Genomic DNA, 19,729 nt, shown 5'->3' with positions numbered 1-19,729 from the left:
ATGGAAGTATTGTATTTGTATATCCCTATATCACTGAAGGCTCATTCCTATAGCACTCTTATAGCATTCCTATATCGTTTCGATATACCTATGTGCCTGCAATGCTATAGGAATGCTATAGGAGCGATATAGGAACAGGCTCCTTTTATACAACAAAAAAGGCCGGAGGCAATGCCCCCGGCCCGGTTAAACCTATGGTAGTCAAGTGTTTATTTCATTCCTTTCTGCTGTTTGAGGTTCTTCAGCATATCCTCGGTCATTTTTTCGAGGTTGAACTCAGGTTTCCAGCCCCAATCCGCTCCGGCCAGGCCATCGTCGATGCTTTGGGGCCAGCCGTTGGCAATCTGCTGGCGGTAGTCGGGTTCGTAGCTGATGCTGAAGGAAGGTATATGTTGTTTGATGGCAGTGGCGATCTCTTTAGGGGAGAAACTCATGCCAGACAGGTTATAGGCAGAGCGCACCTTGATCTTTGCACTGTCTGCCTCCATCAGCTCAATAGTAGCACGGATGGCATCCGGCATATACATCATGGGCAGGTAGGTGTCTTCTGAAAGGAAACATTTGTAACTGCCTTCTTCCAGGGCTTCGTGGTAGATCTCTACCGCATAGTCTGTAGTACCGCCGCCCGGGGCAGATTTATAGCTGATCAGGCCGGGATAACGCAGGCTGCGTACATCTATGCCATAGCGGTGGTTGTAATATTCGCACCAGCGTTCGCCGGCAAATTTACTGATGCCGTAAATGGTAGTAGGTTCAATGATGGTATGTTGCGGTGTATCTTCTTTAGGTGAATTGGGGCCGAATACGGCAATGGAACTGGGCCAGTAGATCTTGTCCAGCCCCTCTTCCTTGGCAATGTCCAGCACATTCAGCAGGCTTTGCATATTGATATGCCAGGCCAGCAGCGGGTTCTTTTCCCCGGTAGCAGAAAGGATGGCAGCCAGCAGATAGACCTGGGTAATGTTGTGACGGATAACCAGTACATGCAGCATTTCTTTGTTCATCACGTCCAGCGATACATAAGGGCCGGTGCCTTTCAGCAGGTCGTGCTCTTCGCGGAGATCGGATGCCACTACGTTATTATCGCCATACATTTTGCGCAGGGCCAGCGTTAGTTCCACGCCGATCTGACCGCATGCGCCAATAACCAGTATCTTATCTTTCTTCATATTGGTGGTTGTAGATTTTGTGCCCAAATTTATGCTCCTGACGCAATATTAGATGAAAGGGGGATGCAAACAATGACAATACGATAACAATCCAACCTATTCTCTGTAATTAACCTTAATTTTGCGCCATGAAAACGTTAAAAGCACTATTTAAAGAACAATACAATCCTGAAAACTTCTTTCTTATTGCTGGTCCCTGTGTAATCGAAGACGAAGACTTGGTGATGGGCATCGCTGAAAAAGTATCTGCGATCTGCAAAAGGCTGAATATTCCATATGTGTTCAAAGCGTCTTACCGCAAAGCCAACAGAACAAGCATCAATTCCTTTACCGGTATTGGTGATGTGGAAGGACTGGACCTTTTACAGAAAGTAGGACAAACCTTTAATCTCCCCGTTACTTCAGATATTCACTCCGCTGCAGAAGCTGCTATGGCAGCTGCTTATGTGGATGTCCTTCAAATACCTGCCTTCCTTTGCCGCCAGACGGATATATTACTGGCTGCTGCAGATACCGGCAAGTTTGTAAATGTGAAGAAAGGGCAGTTTGCCAGTGGTGAAGCCATGAAATTTGCAGTGGAGAAGATAGAGCAGGCGGGCAATAAACATGTGATGCTTACAGAAAGGGGCACTACCTTCGGGTACCAGGACCTCGTGGTGGATTATCGTAATATTCCTATCATGAAAGAAATGGGCGTTCCCGTGATCATGGATTGTACCCACTCGCTGCAGCAACCCAATCAAACATCCGGCGTTACCGGCGGCAATCCCAAAATGATCGGCACTATTGCCAAGGCCGCTATTGCAACCGGTGCAAACGGGTTGTTCATAGAAACACATCCTGAACCCGCAAAAGCTAAATCAGATGGCGCCAACGTGCTTCGGCTTGACCTGCTGGAACCATTGCTGGAAGAGCTGGTACGGATCAGGGAAGCCGTATATGTGAAAGCGTAATTGTGAAATACGACACACAAGCGCAATAGTTAATGCTGCGCTAAACATACCAAAGGGCCGTTATCAAAACTGATACGGCCCTTTTTAGTTGCTCTAAGATTCATTACTTTCCTAATACCTCCTCCTAAAACAACTTCCCCACTTTTTCCGCAGCTCCAGAGAATTTAATATCGAATTTCAGTGTTGGTCCCTGCTCACCGGAGAACTCACTCTTCACGGTTATTTCATTTTCCCCGGCCTGCCATTGTGGTAAACTACCCACTTTTATCTCCTTCCTGTTATTCCAAAAACCATCACACTGGTAAATGGATTGCCCGTCGCAAATAAATTTATCACCTGCTTTTACCGGCCCGTCTATTTCAATGGGTGGTAAGCCGTTGATGATGATCCGTATACCTGTTACCGTTTCTGTTTTATTTCCTTCTACCGCTTCTGCTATGATGTAGAACTTTACGGGTTGTGCAGCATAAGGGTTATTCACTTTGAATTTTGAGGTTACCGGTTCACCTGTCTGCATCATTTTGTATTTATGCGCCAGCTCGGTGATCAGCTTTACAGGGTACAGGTTCCAGCTTCCTTCACCTTTCTTTTCAAGATGAAATTCGTTCGTTGGGTCTTTGAACTTTGTGATCTGCTCTGTTGTGAAGGCTTTTGTATTGCGCGCTTTCTGCCATTCACGCACAGCTTCGAACAAGGCTGCTTTGTAACCGTTCTTTTCAATGTTTTCATCTACCCTTAAAAGATACCCTGCATTGAAAGCAGCACTCCTTGCCTGGATCCATTCTATTTCTTCAGGACGGTAAGTGGGCTCCATTTTAAACCAGCCCAGCATGCCCGGCATAAGATTGCGTTCAAAGTAGCGTTGGTTCTCTATGCGGTAATTCACCTGGCTTTTCCGTAATGCGCTGTACCAGGGTTCTCCCCAGTTCATGAAGGAATAGATATGCCAGTAATAGTGAGATGTACTGGCACCGCAGGTCATACGGTAGCGATCCAGGTTACGGTACCAGAGGTCTACAAACCTGTTCTCTGCATAGGTGCCATGGCCGGTATATCCCAACGCTTCAAAACCATCAAAGTCCATCAGGTCTACGCCGGTTTCATTACATACTTGTGCCAGCCTGCGCGCGTATACATCCTGTAAATTAATATCCGGCAGAAAGCCACTGTAACCGCTGTTCACCAGTTTATCCACTACAGTACCAGCTTTGTGGCTGCTCTTTGTTGTTTTGAATTGCCCCCTTATGCAGCCTGTTAAAGCATTATCCGATACACCTTTATAACCTATCAGCTCATGGCCGATCTTAATCGTACGCGTAATGCCCATATTGCGGAACCAGGATGGATCTTTCACATATACCACCTCATCATTTTCACCCAAATCTTTGGCCAGTATGGAGCTGCCGGATTTCATCAGGCTATCTGAAGGAACAGGTGATACATAAGGATCATTGGTACCGGTAAAAGTAGTGAGGGTGTGTACGCCTACGGAAATACCAGCTTCCTTTGCTTTGGCTGTGTACTGCTTCACATCTTGTGCGCCATTTGGGAACCGGCCTGTTTCCAGCCTGAAATGCCCCCAGCTTTTGAAGATATCTCCGATATGTACTAACCTGAAATTACCCTCTTTGGCATATTGCAAGGCATTCTCTATACTTTTCCCTTCGTACATGAGATATGCTTCAGACATCCTGGGAGAGCGTTTGATCCAGACACCGTCCAGCATGGGATGCGGCAATCCTTCTCCTGTTTCTATCTGTTCTATTACATCCAGCGCGGCGTTGGCAGGGCATCCGAACAATGCAATAGCACTGCCGGCCAGGTCTGCATTCACGGGTTGAACCTGTTGCAATGTGGCACCGCTGCCAATGGTACGCGGTATCCGCCTGTCCCGCGAAAAGAGGCGCAGATCACTGCCATAAGGTTTTTTAACAGCTAGGCTTCCCCTGTACAGGCGTACATATTCCGGCATATCTCCATCCGTGTTCACATCCGCACCCACCGGCTGACCGATCTTATCTTTCAAAGCATCCGGTACTTTTTGCCCGGGCAGCGGATCAATAAAAGAACCACCGCCTGCCTGATCACCATCGTCCGGAATACCTTCCGTAGTATTGATCTTCAGGGCCTGCACACCTACGGCAAATGTTTCGTCCCTCACTACCCCTACTGTTTCTCCTATCAGCTTGCTGATAGTGGTAGGATAAGGCCCCCATACTACAGCCTGCACACCTTTACGCGGGGCTAAGGATAATAGTTCGAACCGGATATATTTTCCTTTGCTCTCTACAGCAACAATAGCAGCAGCACCGTTCTTATACTTCAGGGTGATCTGCTTTTTAGAAGTGTTGTAAGACAGGGAAACGGGATAGGTATATACGGAATCCTTGTAGAGGGAAAGCAAAGGAGCAGGCTGGCCCTGTGGGATCAATTCCCTGGCTGTGGCTTTATCCGTTAAGCTGATCATGTTCCCTGATCCGTCCAAACGAAGACGGATATAATCTGTTGTAAGTTCCACCCTTTCCGGCAAACGGAAAGCCATCAATAAGAGGAGCGCAAAGAATAGCCCTGTTCTCATGGTAAAAATAATTTAGACTAAAAGTTGGATATAAGGCACAAGGAACCTCAGCAGGTATATGCTGTATCAGTTCCGGTACCTCCTCGGTGGAGCGGGAGGATTTTGGTGTTATTCGGGAACAAGTTAATAAATTATTTTTCACAGTAGCAAAAAAATAGGGCAGCACCAACAATGGCACCGCCCCTTTTGTATCCATAACGTGTATTTATCTAAGAAGATTATCCCCGGTAGAACAAGGTATATATTTTCGATCAAAACAAAAAAAAGTAATATTTGTTACTGAAAATGAAGCAGTTTTTACTTTTTACTTTTCCTTTTTTACGTTAAATTCATAGCACACTAAAAATAGCACCATGATTAATTTTTCAGAATTAAAAGCAGGTGATATTGTGCTGGCGAAATATGCAGAGCAGATAATGGAAGGAAAGATCCTGCAGGTAGACCATGAACTGAAGCAGGTTTGTGTTTTAACGCATGAAGAACAGGAAAGCTGGTACAGTGCGGAAGACCTCTTCCCCATCCCACTCACGGAAGAGCAACTGGTAAAACTAAAGTTCTCGAAGGCAGAAGACAACGGCACGTATGTGCGCGGGCCTTTTACCGTGATGCTTCCTCATGGCTCAGAGCCGCATACCCGGTTGCATTACAGGGATGAAACACGCAATATACCCGGTAGTATTATGGTGCATCAGTTACAGAATCATTATGCAGGTATGACCTTATTTCATCTGGAATAAAAACAAAGGGCGGAAGATGTTTCCGCCCTTTGCTTTTGAATGAAGCGTTCTTTTTATTTTGAACCGGTAGTGTTTTATTTGAACCTGAATTTGTGTAACCTCCCGGACCCCGTCCATCCATAGATCTCTTTCACACCATTCACCGTCACTTCCGCTACATGTGTGATCACCGGCCCTGTTGTTGTGGCTATCACTGCCCTGTAAGTACCGCCCGCAGCATCCGGGGTGTATTCCCATACGTTACGCTGTGATATGAAATAAACTTTATTGTCCTTCACAAAAGAAATAACGGAAGGTGCCAGTTCATCCGGCAGATCGTTCACTCTCACCAGCTGATCAGGCGCCGTGAATTTGAAGAGCGCATTCCTTGCACCGCCAACTGTTATGATAGCGCCCCCGATATAAGCATTATTTCCTAATACAGCTGCAGTGGCGCCACTCATTTCCCGGAACGTACCAGTAACAACAGGTTGCCATGTGCCGTTCCCTGCCGGATCGAATTTATAGAGCTGTTTGCTGACGCCGCCAAAACCCGCATAGATGTTTCCGTTTAAAACAAAAGACAAGCCGTTTGCTGTTTTCTCCGGGTAATTGGTTAACCGGGTGGCCGTATTGCTTTCCGGTTTAAACTCCCACCAATCGTTAGTGGCATCCTGCAGGAAACCTGTTCCGAAAAACACCCTGTCCTGCTCTACCACCGCAGTAGCATGAATGAGTTTTGAAGGCGCCATATCTGCCGGTGGGTGGTTCTGTAATGCCCAACCTTTAGCGTGATCTGCAGGGTCGTATACAACATAGTCTGTCTGTGGTTCTGCAAAGGTCAGATTAGTGAAACCCCAGTAGATCTTGTTCTTATGCACAAAAGATACCCCGAAAGGGAATACGCCTGCCGGAATAAATTCCTTTTGAAGGTCTACCCATTCTGCGTAAGCGCCCGGAGCTGTAACGGTAAAATTAGTGGCAGTCTCTACCGTATTGCCATCAGAGATCACCTGGATCTTATGCGCGGTGAGGGAAGTGTTGGCAGGGACCAGGAAAACAATGGAAGTGGTGCTTCTTTGTTTTAGTTGCGCAGTCACACCATTGATCTTCACCGTGATATCATTCCCAAACTCTCTGCCGGCGATAGTGACGGTAGTGCCGAAAGGACCTTGTTTAGGAGTGAAGTCAATGATACTCAGTGTTTCCGGCTCTACCGTGAAATCTGTGGCAGAGGTAACGGTTTTATCACCCACCTTCACGGTGATCTTTCCTGTAGCCGCACCCATGGGTACTGTTACGGTGAGTTCTGTGGCGGTAGCTTCCACTACCTGCGTAAGCGTTCCCCCAAAACGCACTTCGTTCATGGCTTTAGCGGGGTTGAAATTTTTACCTTTGATCTTTACTTCTGTTTGGGACATTCCCTTGGCAGGCAGGAAAGAATGCAGTTCAGGTACTGCCGGCACATGGGTACCGGGTTTAGTGGTGGCAGGCTTTTTACAGGCTGCAAAAAATAGCGTGCATAATAACACGGCTTGCATTAAAGAGGGGTTGCGCATGGTTACTCGTTTTAAAAAGATCTTCTTAAAAGAGCAGCCTTTCGCTTTGGGGCATAAAAAAAGCTGCTCTTATAAGAACAGCTGATATCGTTTGATAAATCAGTTAATATGCTTCCAGTAAATTTTGCCTACCTGTTCAAAGGTAGCGTAAGGGATTCCGGCGTGCCTTGGCGATATAATTCTTGATATTCATCCAGAAAGCCAGGATCATATAAACGATCAGGGGCGACCCCATGGCTAAAAATGTGGCATAAATAAAGAATATCCGGATGCGTGATGTGGCAATGCCCAATTTCTCACCCAGCGCAGTACAAACACCAAAGGCCTTCCATTCTACAAAGTCTTTGATCTTATTCATATATCAAATTTATTACAATCTAGCATAAATAACAAATGTAATTAGGGGATTTATACATCAGAACAGGGGCCGTTTACTTTGAAAACGCTATGAAATTGTTTAACTTCGCGGTGCAATTTTTAATGTATTCGCTCATAAATTATTTATTTCCATGGTGTTTGATATTGACATGATTAAAAAATTGTATGCGGCACTACCGGGTAAAGTGGAAGCTACCCGTAAGATGTTAGGTCGCCCGCTTACATTGGCAGAGAAGATCCTTTATGCCCACCTGTACGCGCCAACCACTACCCCTTTTGAAAGAGGTAAATCTTATGTGGAATTTGCGCCAGACCGTGTTGCTATGCAGGATGCTACTGCCCAAATGGCTTTGTTGCAGTTCATGACCTGTGGCCGTGCATCAGTTGCGGTACCTTCTACCGTACACTGCGATCACCTGATCCAGGCTAAAACCGGTGCAGAGGCGGATCTGGCTACTGCTATAGACACCAATAAAGAAGTTTACGATTTCCTTGCCTCTATTTCTGATAAATACGGTATCGGTTTCTGGAAACCGGGTGCTGGTATCATTCACCAGGTTGTACTGGAGAATTATGCCTTCCCCGGCGGTCTGATGATCGGTACTGACTCTCATACGCCCAATGCGGGCGGTCTTGGTATGCTGGCCATCGGCGTTGGTGGTGCAGATGCGGTAGACGTAATGGCAGGCCTCGCCTGGGAACTGAAAATGCCTAAACTGATCGGTGTGAAACTGACAGGTAAGCTGAGCGGCTGGGCTTCTCCCAAAGATGTGATCCTGCGTGTGGCTGGTATCCTCACTGTAAAAGGTGGTACAGGCTGCATCGTGGAGTACTTCGGTGAAGGTGCGGACAGCATGAGCGCAACCGGTAAAGGCACTATCTGTAACATGGGTGCTGAGATCGGTGCTACCTGCTCCGTTTTTGCATACGACACTAAAATGTCCGACTACCTGAAAGGCACTTCCCGCAAAGAAGTAGCTGAACTGGCAGATGGCGTTAGGGAACACCTCCGCCCGGATGAAGCAGTATACAACGATCCTGCTAAGTTCTACGACCAGGTGATCGAGATCAACCTGGATGAACTGGAGCCTTATGTAAACGGACCATTCACGCCGGACCTGGCATGGCCTATCTCCAAATTTGCACAGGCAGTAAAGGAAAACAACTGGCCTGAGAAACTGGAAGTAGCCCTGATCGGTTCCTGCACCAACTCTTCCTACGAAGATATCAGCCGTTCTGCCTCCCTGGCAAAACAGGCTATCGATAAAGACCTTCCCGTACATTCCGAATTCACCATTACTCCGGGTTCTGAACTGGTTCGCTTCACCATCGAAAGAGATGGCCTGCTGAAAACCTTTGCTGACTTCGGTGGTGTGGTACTGGCAAATGCCTGCGGTCCCTGTATCGGTCAATGGGCCCGTCATATAGACGATCCTAACCGTAAGAACTCTATCATCACTTCCTTCAACCGTAACTTCGCGAAAAGGAACGATGGCCTGGCTTCTACCCATGCATTCGTAGCTTCTCCCGAGATCGTTACTGCACTGGCTATTGCCGGAGACCTCACTTTCAACCCGCTTACAGATACCCTGAAGAACAGGAAAGGTGAAGATGTGAAACTGGATGAACCTGCAGGTTTTGAACTGCCTCCAAGAGGTTTTGATGTGAAGGACGCTGGTTACCAGGCTCCTGCTGAAGATGGCAGCGGCGTACAGGTGATCGTTTCCCCAACTTCAGACCGTTTGCAGTTACTGGCTCCCTTCACTGCATGGGAAGGTACTGATCTGAAAGGATTGAAACTGCTCATTAAGGCAAAAGGTAAGTGTACAACAGACCACATCTCCATGGCCGGCCCATGGTTGAAGTTTCGTGGCCACCTGGATAACATTTCCAACAACATGCTCATTGGTGCCATCAATGGCTTCAACGATAAAACAGATACTGTTAAGAACCAGCTGACTGGTGAATATGGCCCCGTACCAGCTACTGCACGTGCTTATAAAGCTGCGGGCATTGGCTCTATTGTGGTGGGTGATGAAAACTATGGTGAAGGGTCCAGCCGCGAGCACGCTGCTATGGAACCACGCCACCTGGGTGTTCGCGCTATCCTCGTGAAATCTTTCGCTAGGATCCATGAAACCAACCTAAAAAAGCAAGGTATGCTCGGGCTGACCTTCAATGACAAAGACGATTACGAAAAGATCCAGGAAGACGACAGCATTGATATCCTTGGTCTGACTGAGTTCACTCCCGGTAAACCACTTACGGTTGTTTTAAATCATAAAGATGGTTCTAAGGATGAGATCGTAGTGAACCATACCTACAATGAACAACAGATCGAGTGGTTCAAAGCAGGTGGTGCATTGAATGTGATCAGGGCACAGTTTGCTGCTGCTAAGAAATAAAGAGAACATCATACACTGATACGAAGCCCCGTTCCTTTTGGAGCGGGGCTTTTTTTATCAGCAATATGAGCAGATTGGCAATAAGAGAACCGGGGTTATTTATTACTCAAAAAAACAAACCCCGTTCCTTATGGAGCGGGGCTTTTTTATTAGAATGTGAGCAGGGTTGTTCATTAATGGAACAGCGCCCATTTATAATCAATAATTCGGATTCTGGATCAGCACCTGTGCATCGTATTTTGTTTTGATCGCCGCCATAGTTATACTGTCCATAAGGGTCATCAACTGAAATTGCAACAAGCCAAAACAATTTTTATCAATTATTTCCAGATATTTCACTAATTATGGTGGTATATTATCGCGTATAAACAACCGGAACTGGCCCATTATTTGCAAATTCGCTTATATGCACACAGATAGTATCAAGAACTACTGGCTGCTGTTAACCAATAGAACATCCGTCCGTAACCCAAATTTTGCCTCGCAGGCTATCGACAGGATCATTAAAAGGTACAGCGCTCCCGGGAGGCATTATCATAACACGGCACATCTCAGCGACCTGATCTGCCTGCAACAGCAGTACGCCCCTTTCATTATGGATAACGACAGCCTGTTATATGCCATTTACTTTCATGATATTGTGTATAAGGTAACCCACAGCGACAATGAAGAAAGAAGCGCGCAGGAAGCCGTGGTTTTCTTAAACAGGATCGGTTACCCGGATGATAAGCAACAGAAGATCTTTACTTTTATTGCGGCCACCCAAAAGCATGTAAACCCGCTGGGAGATCCGGACCTTGATTACCTGCTGGATTTTGACCTGCATATCCTTGGTTCCACACCTTCCCAATATGAGGCATATACCCGGCAGATCAGGAAAGAGTACGGCCTTTACCCCTCCTTTATATACAAAAGAGGCAGGAAGAAAGTATTACAGCACTTTTTAAGTCAGCCCAGCATTTATAAAACAGCTGCTTTCAGGGAGAAGTATGAGAAGAAGGCCCGGGAGAATATGGAACGGGAATTGGAACTCCTTTAGAATAGTGGTTTCTTCAAAGCAAAACGCCTGGCCACACTCACCCTGAAGTTGCCCGTACCAAAGGTCTGATAAGTACGGTTAACAGGAGATTCACTCCGGGTTACCATATCCACATAATGGATGCCTGCAAAGTATTTACTGGAATTATACCCGGCAGAGAAACGCACCGTGTTATTCAGCTGCCATCCAAACTCACGGCGTTTATTGCGCCCGTCAAGGTAATTCAGTACAGTTTGATTCACACCTGCACTACCCGTTAGCGAAGCTGTAACGAAGAAGTATTTTTTAATAACAAAGGTATGCGCATATCCCACATTGGCAGCCATGCTCACACTACTTGTTCTATGGAAGGGCTCATTATCGAAAAAGCCCTCTATCCCCAGGTTGGAAGGGATCAAAGCGGAATCTCCCTTCATCTTCCAGGCAAAGACCTCACCTCCTACAATGAAAGAACCTGCACTCTTTTTCTGGTATTCATTCTGCAGATAAGCGGCACGGTAAGAGAATTTTTTATCGTTGAAGATATATTGTACGTTCAAACCAAGGTCTGTATTATACATATCCGGCCTGAGTGATAAAGCCTGCGAATTGAACCTGCGGTTGGCCAGGTAATAACCTTTATAATACTGACCGTAGAAATCTATCACCAGTTTGCGCAGGTATAAATGCGATTGCAGGTCCAGGTACTTGGTTTTACCATACTGATCGTCATCATTATTGATGAAAGGAAGTTTGAAGCCGATATTGATGCCGATGAATTTGTAGTTGAAGCCAAAACCTATGTTATTGCTGGTATTGGGACGGTATAATACTTCTTCTTTGAGGCGTTTGTCCACAATATCATAATAGGTGTACTTCCTGGAGCCGAATACACGTACCGTAAGATCTTCCGTATGATCTTCTATATAAGCAGAATCATTTTCCGTTTGCAGCAATCTTTTCAGGCGCTGTTGCGCGAATGCTGCCGAAGCAGATAGAAAAAGCACTAATACAAGTACAACACAGCGTATAATCATAACAGTCAGTAGGCTTTACAAGATAAGATCAATCCGGCAATTCTATCACTTCCACATTTTTAATCCCTCCATTCTCCACATCGAACCGTACCAGTGTTTTTACTTTATGCCAGCCCTGTTTACCACAGGCCCCCGGGTTTATATGTAACAATTGTAGTGCCGGATCCGGCATGATCTTAAGTATATGTGAATGCCCGCTGATAAAGAGTTGCGGGCGTTTCTTTACAATATATGGCTTTATGGCTGTGGTATATTTGGGAGGATATCCCCCAATATGTGTCATCCACACCTTCATGCCTTCGCACATAAACAGGTTATGTTCAGGATAACGAACGCGCAATTCCTGCCCGTCCACATTCCCGTATACTGCCCTGAGCGGTTTGAAAGCTTCCAGTTCATCTGCCAGGGCTACATTCCCGATATCACCGGCATGCCAGATCTGATCCACTTTCTCAAAATGATGGAACACTTTAGGATGCAGGTAACCATGCGTATCAGACATCAATCCAATCTTCATACTGCAAAGTAATTCATCACTATCTCATAGACAAGTGATGCTGCCAGTTTAGCGGTACGATTATCCTGGTCGAGCGAGGGGTTTACTTCTGCAATGTCCGTCCCGGCGAGCTTTCCGCTCCTTAACACCGTACGGTAACAATCCAGGAACAAAGCATCCGGCACCAGGCCGTTATAAGCAGTGGCGCTCACGCCGGGTGCATAAGGGGATGCAAATACATCCATGCAGGTGGTGAGGTAGATCTTATCTGTACGTTTGATAAATGCCTGGATGGCACCCAGCAGCTGATCGCGGTACTTCAATTGAAAGAGGGAGGCCTGGAGGTATTCAGCCCCGAGGGTGTCTGCTGTTTGAAAAAGTTTACGGGTATTGCTGTTTTGCTGAATGCCCAGGGCCAGGTAATGGAAGGGCATATTTTCTGCGGCCCTGTCCTGCGCCATCTGAAAGAAACCAGTGCCGGAGCTGGGGCCGTTTGCATCTGGTTCCCGCAGATCAAAATGTGCATCAAAATTGATGATGCCTAATTGTTGTGTTGTGCCGGTAAAACGCCTGATACCACGTTCATGTGCATAAGCTATCTCATGCCCGCCACCAGCCAGTACAGGCAGGTATCCTTCTTTCAATATATAATTCACAGTGGCGGAAAGCGCTTCCTGCGCCATTTCCAGCTGATTACCATCGCAAACAATATCTCCGGCGTCTACTAATATATGATCATCAAAATGTATGGGGAAGTTAGCGCACATCTTCCGGATCGCGGCAGGTCCTGCAGCGGCACCTGTTCTACCTTTATTACGCCGTACGCCTTCGTCAGAGGCAAAACCTAACAAGGCAATGCCTTTCCGGCCTTGTTGTAAAACGGGCAATCCCTCCCGGCTGATATCTGCTCTTCTGATATATTGATGCCAGCGTAAGGAAGCAGGATCATCTCCATCCATGCGGCCTTCCCATGGTGCAGCAGGGGGTTGATAACAAACTAAGGTCATGCGATAGTGGTTTGAATGAGTTCTCCGTTCTTCCACACCATAAAAGGTTTCATGCGGCCCTGGTAGTAAAGTATGTCCCGGTGATCTTTGCAGGGATAAGCCTGAAAATCTGCAGCGGGTACTGCTATATCCAAGGCCTTTGCTGCGCGGGAAGTTAAGCCGGCCAATACTTCAGCAGTAGATAATCTTTCTGCAGCACTCAGTATGGCAGCCTGTGTTAACAGATCTCCCATGGGTGCGGAGCCGGGATTCCAGTCACTGGCAATGGCTACGGTGGCTCCTGCATCGAGGAGTTTACGGGCAGGTGCATAATGCATGCCCAGACCCAATGAAGCACCGGGTAGTACTACCGCTACTGTTCCGGAGGATGCCAGTTGCCGTATATCCGTTTCCGTGGAAGCTTCCAGGTGGTCTGCCGATAATGCTTTTGCTTTCACGGCTATCTGCGATCCCCCGCTGCTGAACTGATCAGCATGTACGGTTAATTTGAATCCTGCTTTTGCCGCTGCCTCTAAAAATGATAATGCATCATTTGTGGAAAAGGCTGTTTCTTCAATAAAGATGTCTACCCTGTTAGTGAGTTGTTCTTCTTTTAATACAGGCAGCAGATCACTGAGTACCCAGCGGAGATAAGCTTTTTCGTCCCCGTCAAAATCACGCGGCCGCATATGTGCAGCCAGGCAGGTAGGAATGAGGGTTGCCTTGGTGTATAATCCTGCGGAACGGATGGCCCGGAGCATGGTGAGTTCTGCTTCGAGGTTCAGGCCGTAGCCGCTTTTTACTTCTATGGTGGTTACCCCATCTTTTAAATGACGGTCTGCACGGGCAACGGTATTTGCTATCAATGCTGCTTCACCTGCTTCCCGTGTTTTCATAACGGAATCCCAGATGCCACCGCCGGCACGCGCAATATCCAGGTACGACTTTCCGGCGATGCGCATGGCATAATCGCGGTTCCTGCTGCCGGCAAAACAGATGTGCGTATGCGCATCAATAAAGCCGGGTAACAATACTGCCGGTTCCTCTATGTAATGAGTAGATATACCGGGATACTGCTTTTGCAGTGCTGTGAATACACCTATCACAGGATCTTTTCCTTCCTGCATGATCACACCGCCCTGTTCAATGATCTCCAGTTGCTCATCTTTCAGCGGGCCTTTTAACGGCAGGTCCTTCAGTGGCAGTATCTGTGAAAATGGTCCGGTCAGTTTCATACAAGATGATTTTAATTTAGAATCCTAATCCATGTTTTTCCTGCCACTCCTGTGCTCTCTCATATCCTGCATCTGCATGCCGGTAAATACCTAATGCGGGATCATTGTATAATACCCTTTTCAGGCAGGTTGCTGCACGGTCTGTTCCATCTGCCAGCACAACCATGCCTGCATGTTGTGAATAGCCCATGCCTACACCTCCGCCATGATGAAAAGATACCCAGGTTGCGCCACCTGCGGTGTTAGACATCAGGTTCAGTAAGGTCCAGTCGGATACTGCATCGGAGCCATCTTTCATGGATTCCGTTTCCCGGTTGGGAGAAGCCACGGAACCACAGTCCAGGTGATCACGGCCAATAACAATAGGCGCTTTTACTTTACCTGTTCTCACCAGTTCATTAAAGATCAATCCTGCTTTTTCTCTCTCCCCCATGCCCAGCCAGCAGATGCGTGCCGGTAATCCCTGGAAGGCCACACGCTCCTGTGCTTTTTTCAGCCAGTTGATCAGCGCCGTGTTTTCAGGAAATGCTTCCATCAATGCACGGTCTGTAGTATAGATATCTTCCGGATCGCCGGAGAGTGCTACCCAGCGGAATGGTCCTTTACCTTCACAAAATAAGGGCCGGATATAGGCTGGTGTAAAACCGGGGAAGTTGAATGCGTTTTCCTCCCCTCCTTCTTTCGCAAACTCACGGATGTTATTGCCATAGTCGAATGTAATGGCGCCACGGCTTTGCAATTGCAGCATATATCCCACATGACGGGCCATACTGCGCAATGCCCTTTGTTTATAGATAGCAGGATGGCTGATACGCATGGCAGCAGCTTCCGTTAAAGTCAGATCGTTGGGTACATAACCATTCACGGGATCATGAGCAGAAGTCTGGTCTGTGAGGATATCCGGAGTGATATTGTCTTTGATCAAACGTTCCAGCAGATCGCCGGCATCACTTACCAGGCCTATAGATACAGCTTCGCCTTTGCTTTGTGCTTCGCGCACCCATTGGATCGCTTCTTCATAAGAATCCGTCATCCTGTCTATGTACTTTGTATCCAGGCGTTTTTGAATACGGGTGGCATCCACATCTGCACCAAGGAATACAGCACCTGCCATGGTTGCCGCCAGTGGCTGAGCACCACCCATTCCACCGAGGCCTGCAGTTACCAGGAGCTTTCCTTTCAGATCACCGTTAAAGTGCTGGCGGCCGCATTCCACAAAGGTTTCGTAAGTGCCCTGCAGGATGCCCTGTGTACCAATATAGATCCAGCTGCCTGCCGTCATCTGCCCGTACATCATCAGGCCTTTGGCACGCAGTTCATTAAAGTGTTCCCAGGTAGCCCATTTGGGTACCAGGTTACTATTCGCTAATAATACCCGTGGTGCCTGTGGATGTGTGCGTACAATACCTACCGGTTTACCGGATTGCACGAGTAAGGAATGCTCTTCATCCAGCGTTAGTAATATTTGTATGATCCTTTGTAAAGCTTCACGGTTGCGGGCTGCCTGGCCTATTCCACCATACACCACTAATTCATCCGGGTTCTCTGCTACTTCCGCGTCGAGGTTGTTCAGCAGCATACGTAATGGCGCTTCCGTTTGCCATGATAATGCATTCAGTTCAGTACCACGGGGAGCTTTATAATGCGGATGTGCCGCATAAGTATTAAGAAAGTTGGAATTGTTTTTCATACGAACCGTTTAGATTGATCTGGTTTAATATGGCCATATTATTGGCGATTTGAACAAATGACTGATCGGCGATGATCTCATGCAGGGCAGCAATATCCGTTGCGAAGATGCGGTCCTTAGCAGCAAAGCTAACCTTAGAGCGTGCGTAATCATGGCAGGCTTCCAGTACGGGAGCTGATTTGAAAGGCCGCCTGAAATCTATAGCCTGCGCAGCATAGAGCAATTCTATCGCCAGGATGTATTCCAGGTTACCGATCACCTGCAGGAGTTTGCGGCCACTGATAGAACCCATGGATACATGATCTTCCTGCCCAAGGGAAGTAGGTACGCTATCCGCACTCGCGGGGAAACACAATGTTTTATTCTCTGTTACCAAAGCTGCGGTGGTGTATTGCGGGATCATAAATCCGGAGTTCAATCCTGCATCCTGGATCAGTAGTTTAGGTAATCCATACCGCCCTTCTATCATCATATAACATCTGCGATCGGAAATATTCCCCAGCTCTGCGGCTGCTACAGTAGCGTAATCCAGCGGAATGGCCAAAGGTTGCCCGTGGAAATTGCCGCCACTGATGGTATCTTCCGCAGAGAAAATGATAGGGTTATCCGTTACTGCATTCAGTTCAATGGAAGTGAGTTCCTGCAGATGTTTCCAGGCTGTGCGGGAAGCACCATGCACCTGCGGCATACATCTTAAGGAATAAGGGTCCTGCACACGATCGCAATCCTTATGAGAAGCCATGATCTCAGAACCTGCCAGCAAAGCGCTCAGGCGGTTTGCCACTAACTGGTTACCGGGATAAGGGCGGATAGCATGTAAACGGGGATCGAAGGGTTTGGCAGTGCCCATCAAACCTTCGAGGGACATAGCACCGATAAGGTCTGCAGCCTCCAGTGCATTATGCAAACGTGCTACCGCTTTCACTGCAAATGAAAGAATGAACTGTGTGCCATTGATCAATGCCAGGCCTTCCTTTGGTCCTAATACAACGGGGTTCAGTCCCTCCTGCTGCAAAGCATGGCCTGCGGGTACCTTCGTTCCTTTGTACCATACTTCCCCCAAACCTATGAGCGGGAGAAAGAGATGCGATAAAGGAGCCAGGTCCCCGGATGCGCCAACAGAGCCTTTCTCCGGCACCAAAGGTGTAATGTTGTTATCAATGAACCATACGATCCTTTGCAGCGTAACAGGATTAACACCGGAATATCCCTGTGCCAGCGCCTGCACTTTTGTGATCAGCATTAACCTGGCAATCTCTTCAGGAATAGGTGCGCCTACACCCACACTATGACTTTGCAGGATGTTGTATTGCAAAGCCCTGGTATCTTCTTCAGAGATCTTGGTATCACATAAAGGCCCGAAGCCTGTATTGATACCATATACCGTGGTATGCTCCTTTACAATAGCCTGTACATGCTCATGGCTGGTATTCACCCTTTGCATCACCTCCGGCGTAAGGATGCCGCGGGTTTTACCGGATGCGATCTTCATCGCAATAGCAACGGTCAGGGAGTCCTGACCGTATTTAAAAACCTCGTTCATTGATGGATTGTTTTGGTGTTTTTATCCATAGCTACCTGTATACGTTGCGCCAGTGGTTTGTTTTCCACAGACTGCTCCAATGCACCGATAGCTTCCAGTATCTTACTGCTTTGTTTATGTTCCATGGCCAGTTCCGTCATGGCCGTTTCAATACCTTTCCAGATAGGTAATACCTGTGCCAGTAAGGCTGATCCTTCTTTCGTGAATTCCACCCACTGCCGCCGCCCGTCTTCTTCACAACGGCTGGTATCTACCAGGCCTTTCTTTTTAAGGTTTGTGATCAGCTGGCTCACAGCGGAATGGGATACTTCCAGTTCCTGGGAAATATCCATAAGCGTTAACCGCTCTTTGTCTGACAAGAGGTAGAAGAGAGGGAACCAGCTGGCATCAAAGGCAATGCCTGCCTGATCATACACCTTATTGACCTCCGCGAGGAAATATTCACTCAACCGCCTGAGGCGGCTGCCGAAGATCAGGTAACCGAGTTTTGGATAGAAGCTCATAAAATATATAAGTGCTTATATATTTTACAATATTAAGAAATCCGGATCATTTCATCCGAATTTCTTTTAGGGAAATTATTTACGTTTTACGTCGAACCAAACAGGTGATTTGTCTTCGATATCTCCATTGTAGTTGATGGAGAGTTCCTCGCCCTTTTTGATATCACGGCGGGTTCTGATGGCCATTGTTTCGGCATCAAAATCCATCTCGTATTCGCAATTAGGCTCGTAGGCGTGGTTGTAGATAGAACAGAAACCTAAAGCAATACATGAGCGTGTTTCTCTTGCTCCCCAAAGGAAGATGTAGTTGTGCAGTTTAGTTTTGTCCACTATCGATGTATCGTTACCGGACAGTACAAGTACAGGAGAAACCTCTATTTGTGTTCCGGCTGGAATGGCTTCTTTGGTGAAAACACCACGGCCTTTCTCTTTGGTCTTATTAACGTATAAATACGGCTTGATCATAACTCACTTATAATATAGAAGCCGTAAAGTAAAGACAAACCCATCAGTTATCAAAATAACAAGTGATCCATATAGATATTATTTTTGCAGCTATGATCAATTATAATCCCCGGGAGTGGTTCACATTCATCTTCCGCATCCATCAGGCAGACACGGTTAAGAAGCTGGTGCCGATGTTTATAGCCCTTGCCATTTACTCAGCCGGCATAGCATGGCTGGAACTGGAGGTCTTTAAATTATCTGAAAAAGATCACATCAGGAATATAACAGCCATGCATGGCTTGCTGGGTTTTGTGATATCATTGCTGTTGGTGTTCCGCACCAATACAGCCTATGACCGTTGGTGGGAAGGCCGCAGGCAATGGGGTGCATTGGTGAACTCCAGCCGTAACCTGGCTATTAAACTACAAAGCATGTTACCTACGGGCCACCTTGCCAGGAGGTACTTTTCCCATATGATCCCTAACTATGCCATGGCCCTTAAAGATCACCTGCGCGGGGAATTCCATCCACACAAACTGGAAGGTTTAACACAGGAAGAATTAAGCCATCTGCATTCAGGGGAACATATTCCTAACCAGATAGCCACCATGATCATGTCAAAGGCCAATGAACTGTACCGCCAGCAGGTGATCACCGGAGATCAGCTGATTGTATTGAACAACCAGCTGGAATCCTTTACGGATATCTGCGGTGCCTGCGAAAGGATCAAGAACACCCCTATCCCCTTTTCCTATAGTGTGTTCCTGAAAAAGTTCATCTTCTTTTATGTGATGACCCTTCCCATGGGATATGTATTCGGATTAGGTTACCTGGTGATCCCCATGGTGGTGTTCATTTTCTATGTACTGGCGAGTTTGGAGCTGATTGCAGAAGAAATTGAAGACCCCTTTGGCAAAGATGCCAACGACCTGCCAACAGAGACTATTGCGGGCAATATCCGCAAGCATGTGCAGGAGATACTGTAATTGCCTAATTTCGCCCAAGCGTCTGATCTT

General features: G+C 47.1%; 17 protein-coding genes. 5 read left to right on the top strand and 12 right to left on the bottom strand.

What is annotated here, in order from left to right:
- Positions 1-209: 209 nt before the first annotated feature.
- Positions 210-1,169 (bottom strand): NAD-dependent epimerase/dehydratase family protein, encoded by a 960-nt coding sequence (locus BUR42_RS29105; RefSeq protein WP_074243283.1) that lies wholly within the window; start codon positions 1,167-1,169, stop codon positions 210-212.
- Between the two features lie 128 nt (positions 1,170-1,297).
- On the opposite strand from BUR42_RS29105, the gene kdsA reads away from it, so the two are divergent.
- A complete protein-coding gene (gene kdsA / locus BUR42_RS29100) occupies positions 1,298-2,122 on the top strand; it encodes a 3-deoxy-8-phosphooctulonate synthase (RefSeq protein WP_074243030.1) in 825 nt (274 codons plus the stop codon).
- A 124-nt stretch (positions 2,123-2,246) separates the two neighbouring features.
- Here the strand turns inward: kdsA and BUR42_RS29095 are convergent, their stop codons facing one another.
- Positions 2,247-4,700 (bottom strand): hypothetical protein, encoded by a 2,454-nt coding sequence (locus tag BUR42_RS29095; RefSeq protein ID WP_143197628.1) that lies wholly within the window; start codon positions 4,698-4,700, stop codon positions 2,247-2,249.
- 353 nt (positions 4,701-5,053) lie between these two features.
- Here BUR42_RS29095 and BUR42_RS29090 point away from each other — a divergent pair, with 353 nt between their 5' ends.
- The gene (locus BUR42_RS29090) at positions 5,054-5,437 is read left to right on the top strand and encodes a hypothetical protein (RefSeq protein ID WP_074243028.1); all 384 of its coding nucleotides are present in this window, start codon (positions 5,054-5,056) and stop codon (positions 5,435-5,437) included.
- Between the two features lie 74 nt (positions 5,438-5,511).
- Here the strand turns inward: BUR42_RS29090 and BUR42_RS29085 are convergent, their stop codons facing one another.
- Both BUR42_RS29085 and BUR42_RS29080 read right to left on the bottom strand, forming a co-directional pair.
- Positions 5,512-6,975 carry an IPT/TIG domain-containing protein gene (locus BUR42_RS29085; protein ID WP_084185879.1) on the bottom strand — a complete coding sequence of 488 codons (1,464 nt, stop codon included), beginning with the start codon at positions 6,973-6,975 and terminating at the stop codon, positions 5,512-5,514.
- Between the two features lie 136 nt (positions 6,976-7,111).
- Positions 7,112-7,333 (bottom strand): PspC domain-containing protein, encoded by a 222-nt coding sequence (locus BUR42_RS29080; protein ID WP_074243026.1) that lies wholly within the window; start codon positions 7,331-7,333, stop codon positions 7,112-7,114.
- A 151-nt stretch (positions 7,334-7,484) separates the two neighbouring features.
- Here BUR42_RS29080 and BUR42_RS29075 point away from each other — a divergent pair, with 151 nt between their 5' ends.
- Entirely contained in the window at positions 7,485-9,758 is a 2,274-nt protein-coding gene (locus tag BUR42_RS29075) for an aconitate hydratase (RefSeq protein ID WP_074243025.1), read from the top strand.
- Positions 9,759-10,164: 406 nt separating this feature from the next.
- Positions 10,165-10,797, top strand: coding sequence for an HD domain-containing protein (locus tag BUR42_RS29070; RefSeq protein ID WP_074243024.1), 633 nt, complete (start codon positions 10,165-10,167; stop codon positions 10,795-10,797).
- On the opposite strand, the gene BUR42_RS29065 is transcribed toward BUR42_RS29070, so the two are convergent.
- The 8 genes from BUR42_RS29065 to BUR42_RS29030 form a co-directional block, all read right to left on the bottom strand.
- Positions 10,794-11,813, bottom strand: coding sequence for a DUF4421 domain-containing protein (locus BUR42_RS29065; protein ID WP_074243023.1), 1,020 nt, complete (start codon positions 11,811-11,813; stop codon positions 10,794-10,796). The two genes, BUR42_RS29070 and BUR42_RS29065, sit on opposite strands and share 4 nt — an antisense overlap.
- Before the next feature lie 28 nt (positions 11,814-11,841).
- Complete coding sequence (locus BUR42_RS29060) at positions 11,842-12,330, bottom strand: metallophosphoesterase family protein (protein WP_074243022.1); 489 nt, start codon at positions 12,328-12,330, stop codon at positions 11,842-11,844.
- Positions 12,327-13,316: a formimidoylglutamase gene (gene hutG / locus BUR42_RS29055; protein ID WP_074243021.1), complete on the bottom strand. Its 990-nt coding sequence runs from the start codon at positions 13,314-13,316 to the stop codon at positions 12,327-12,329. Before hutG ends, BUR42_RS29060 begins: the two co-directional genes overlap by 4 nt.
- A complete protein-coding gene (hutI, locus tag BUR42_RS29050; RefSeq protein WP_074243020.1) occupies positions 13,313-14,530 on the bottom strand; it encodes an imidazolonepropionase in 1,218 nt (405 codons plus the stop codon). Before hutI ends, hutG begins: the two co-directional genes overlap by 4 nt.
- 16 nt (positions 14,531-14,546) lie before the next feature.
- Positions 14,547-16,220 (bottom strand): urocanate hydratase, encoded by a 1,674-nt coding sequence (gene hutU, locus BUR42_RS29045; protein ID WP_074243019.1) that lies wholly within the window; start codon positions 16,218-16,220, stop codon positions 14,547-14,549.
- The gene (hutH, locus tag BUR42_RS29040; protein ID WP_074243018.1) at positions 16,195-17,763 is read right to left on the bottom strand and encodes a histidine ammonia-lyase; all 1,569 of its coding nucleotides are present in this window, start codon (positions 17,761-17,763) and stop codon (positions 16,195-16,197) included. The genes hutU and hutH overlap by 26 nt, the downstream gene beginning before the upstream one ends.
- Positions 17,760-18,266, bottom strand: coding sequence for a MarR family winged helix-turn-helix transcriptional regulator (locus BUR42_RS29035; RefSeq protein ID WP_074243017.1), 507 nt, complete (start codon positions 18,264-18,266; stop codon positions 17,760-17,762). The genes hutH and BUR42_RS29035 overlap by 4 nt, the downstream gene beginning before the upstream one ends.
- Positions 18,267-18,341: 75 nt before the next feature.
- Positions 18,342-18,731 carry an SET domain-containing protein gene (locus BUR42_RS29030; RefSeq protein WP_074243016.1) on the bottom strand — a complete coding sequence of 130 codons (390 nt, stop codon included), beginning with the start codon at positions 18,729-18,731 and terminating at the stop codon, positions 18,342-18,344.
- 92 nt (positions 18,732-18,823) lie between these two features.
- On the opposite strand from BUR42_RS29030, the gene BUR42_RS29025 reads away from it, so the two are divergent.
- Positions 18,824-19,699: a bestrophin family protein gene (locus BUR42_RS29025; RefSeq protein ID WP_074243015.1), complete on the top strand. Its 876-nt coding sequence runs from the start codon at positions 18,824-18,826 to the stop codon at positions 19,697-19,699.
- Positions 19,700-19,729 lie beyond the last annotated feature (30 nt).

It is taken from the genome of Chitinophaga niabensis, assembly GCF_900129465.1.
Classification (GTDB): Bacteria; Bacteroidota; Bacteroidia; order Chitinophagales; family Chitinophagaceae; genus Chitinophaga; species Chitinophaga niabensis.
This window is presented reverse-complemented; position numbering and strand designations above follow the sequence as displayed.

Bases quoted from the DNA above. Each gene is read 5' to 3' on its own strand.
- BUR42_RS29105 (WP_074243283.1), bottom strand. From the start codon at position 1,169: ATGAAGAAAGATAAGATACTGGTTATTGGCGCATGCGGTCAGATCGGC.
- kdsA (WP_074243030.1), top strand. From the start codon at position 1,298: ATGAAAACGTTAAAAGCACTATTTAAAGAACAATACAATCCTGAAAAC.
- BUR42_RS29025 (WP_074243015.1), top strand. From the start codon at position 18,824: ATGATCAATTATAATCCCCGGGAGTGGTTCACATTCATCTTCCGCATC.
- BUR42_RS29070 (WP_074243024.1), top strand. From the start codon at position 10,165: ATGCACACAGATAGTATCAAGAACTACTGGCTGCTGTTAACCAATAGA.
- BUR42_RS29090 (WP_074243028.1), top strand. From the start codon at position 5,054: ATGATTAATTTTTCAGAATTAAAAGCAGGTGATATTGTGCTGGCGAAA.
- BUR42_RS29030 (WP_074243016.1), bottom strand. From the start codon at position 18,731: ATGATCAAGCCGTATTTATACGTTAATAAGACCAAAGAGAAAGGCCGT.
- hutH (WP_074243018.1), bottom strand. From the start codon at position 17,763: ATGAACGAGGTTTTTAAATACGGTCAGGACTCCCTGACCGTTGCTATT.
- hutG (WP_074243021.1), bottom strand. From the start codon at position 13,316: ATGACCTTAGTTTGTTATCAACCCCCTGCTGCACCATGGGAAGGCCGC.
- BUR42_RS29035 (WP_074243017.1), bottom strand. From the start codon at position 18,266: ATGAGCTTCTATCCAAAACTCGGTTACCTGATCTTCGGCAGCCGCCTC.
- BUR42_RS29065 (WP_074243023.1), bottom strand. From the start codon at position 11,813: ATGATTATACGCTGTGTTGTACTTGTATTAGTGCTTTTTCTATCTGCT.
- BUR42_RS29085 (WP_084185879.1), bottom strand. From the start codon at position 6,975: ATGCGCAACCCCTCTTTAATGCAAGCCGTGTTATTATGCACGCTATTT.
- BUR42_RS29080 (WP_074243026.1), bottom strand. From the start codon at position 7,333: ATGAATAAGATCAAAGACTTTGTAGAATGGAAGGCCTTTGGTGTTTGT.
- BUR42_RS29060 (WP_074243022.1), bottom strand. From the start codon at position 12,330: ATGAAGATTGGATTGATGTCTGATACGCATGGTTACCTGCATCCTAAA.
- hutU (WP_074243019.1), bottom strand. From the start codon at position 16,220: ATGAAAAACAATTCCAACTTTCTTAATACTTATGCGGCACATCCGCAT.
- BUR42_RS29095 (WP_143197628.1), bottom strand. From the start codon at position 4,700: ATGAGAACAGGGCTATTCTTTGCGCTCCTCTTATTGATGGCTTTCCGT.
- hutI (WP_074243020.1), bottom strand. From the start codon at position 14,530: ATGAAACTGACCGGACCATTTTCACAGATACTGCCACTGAAGGACCTG.
- BUR42_RS29075 (WP_074243025.1), top strand. From the start codon at position 7,485: ATGGTGTTTGATATTGACATGATTAAAAAATTGTATGCGGCACTACCG.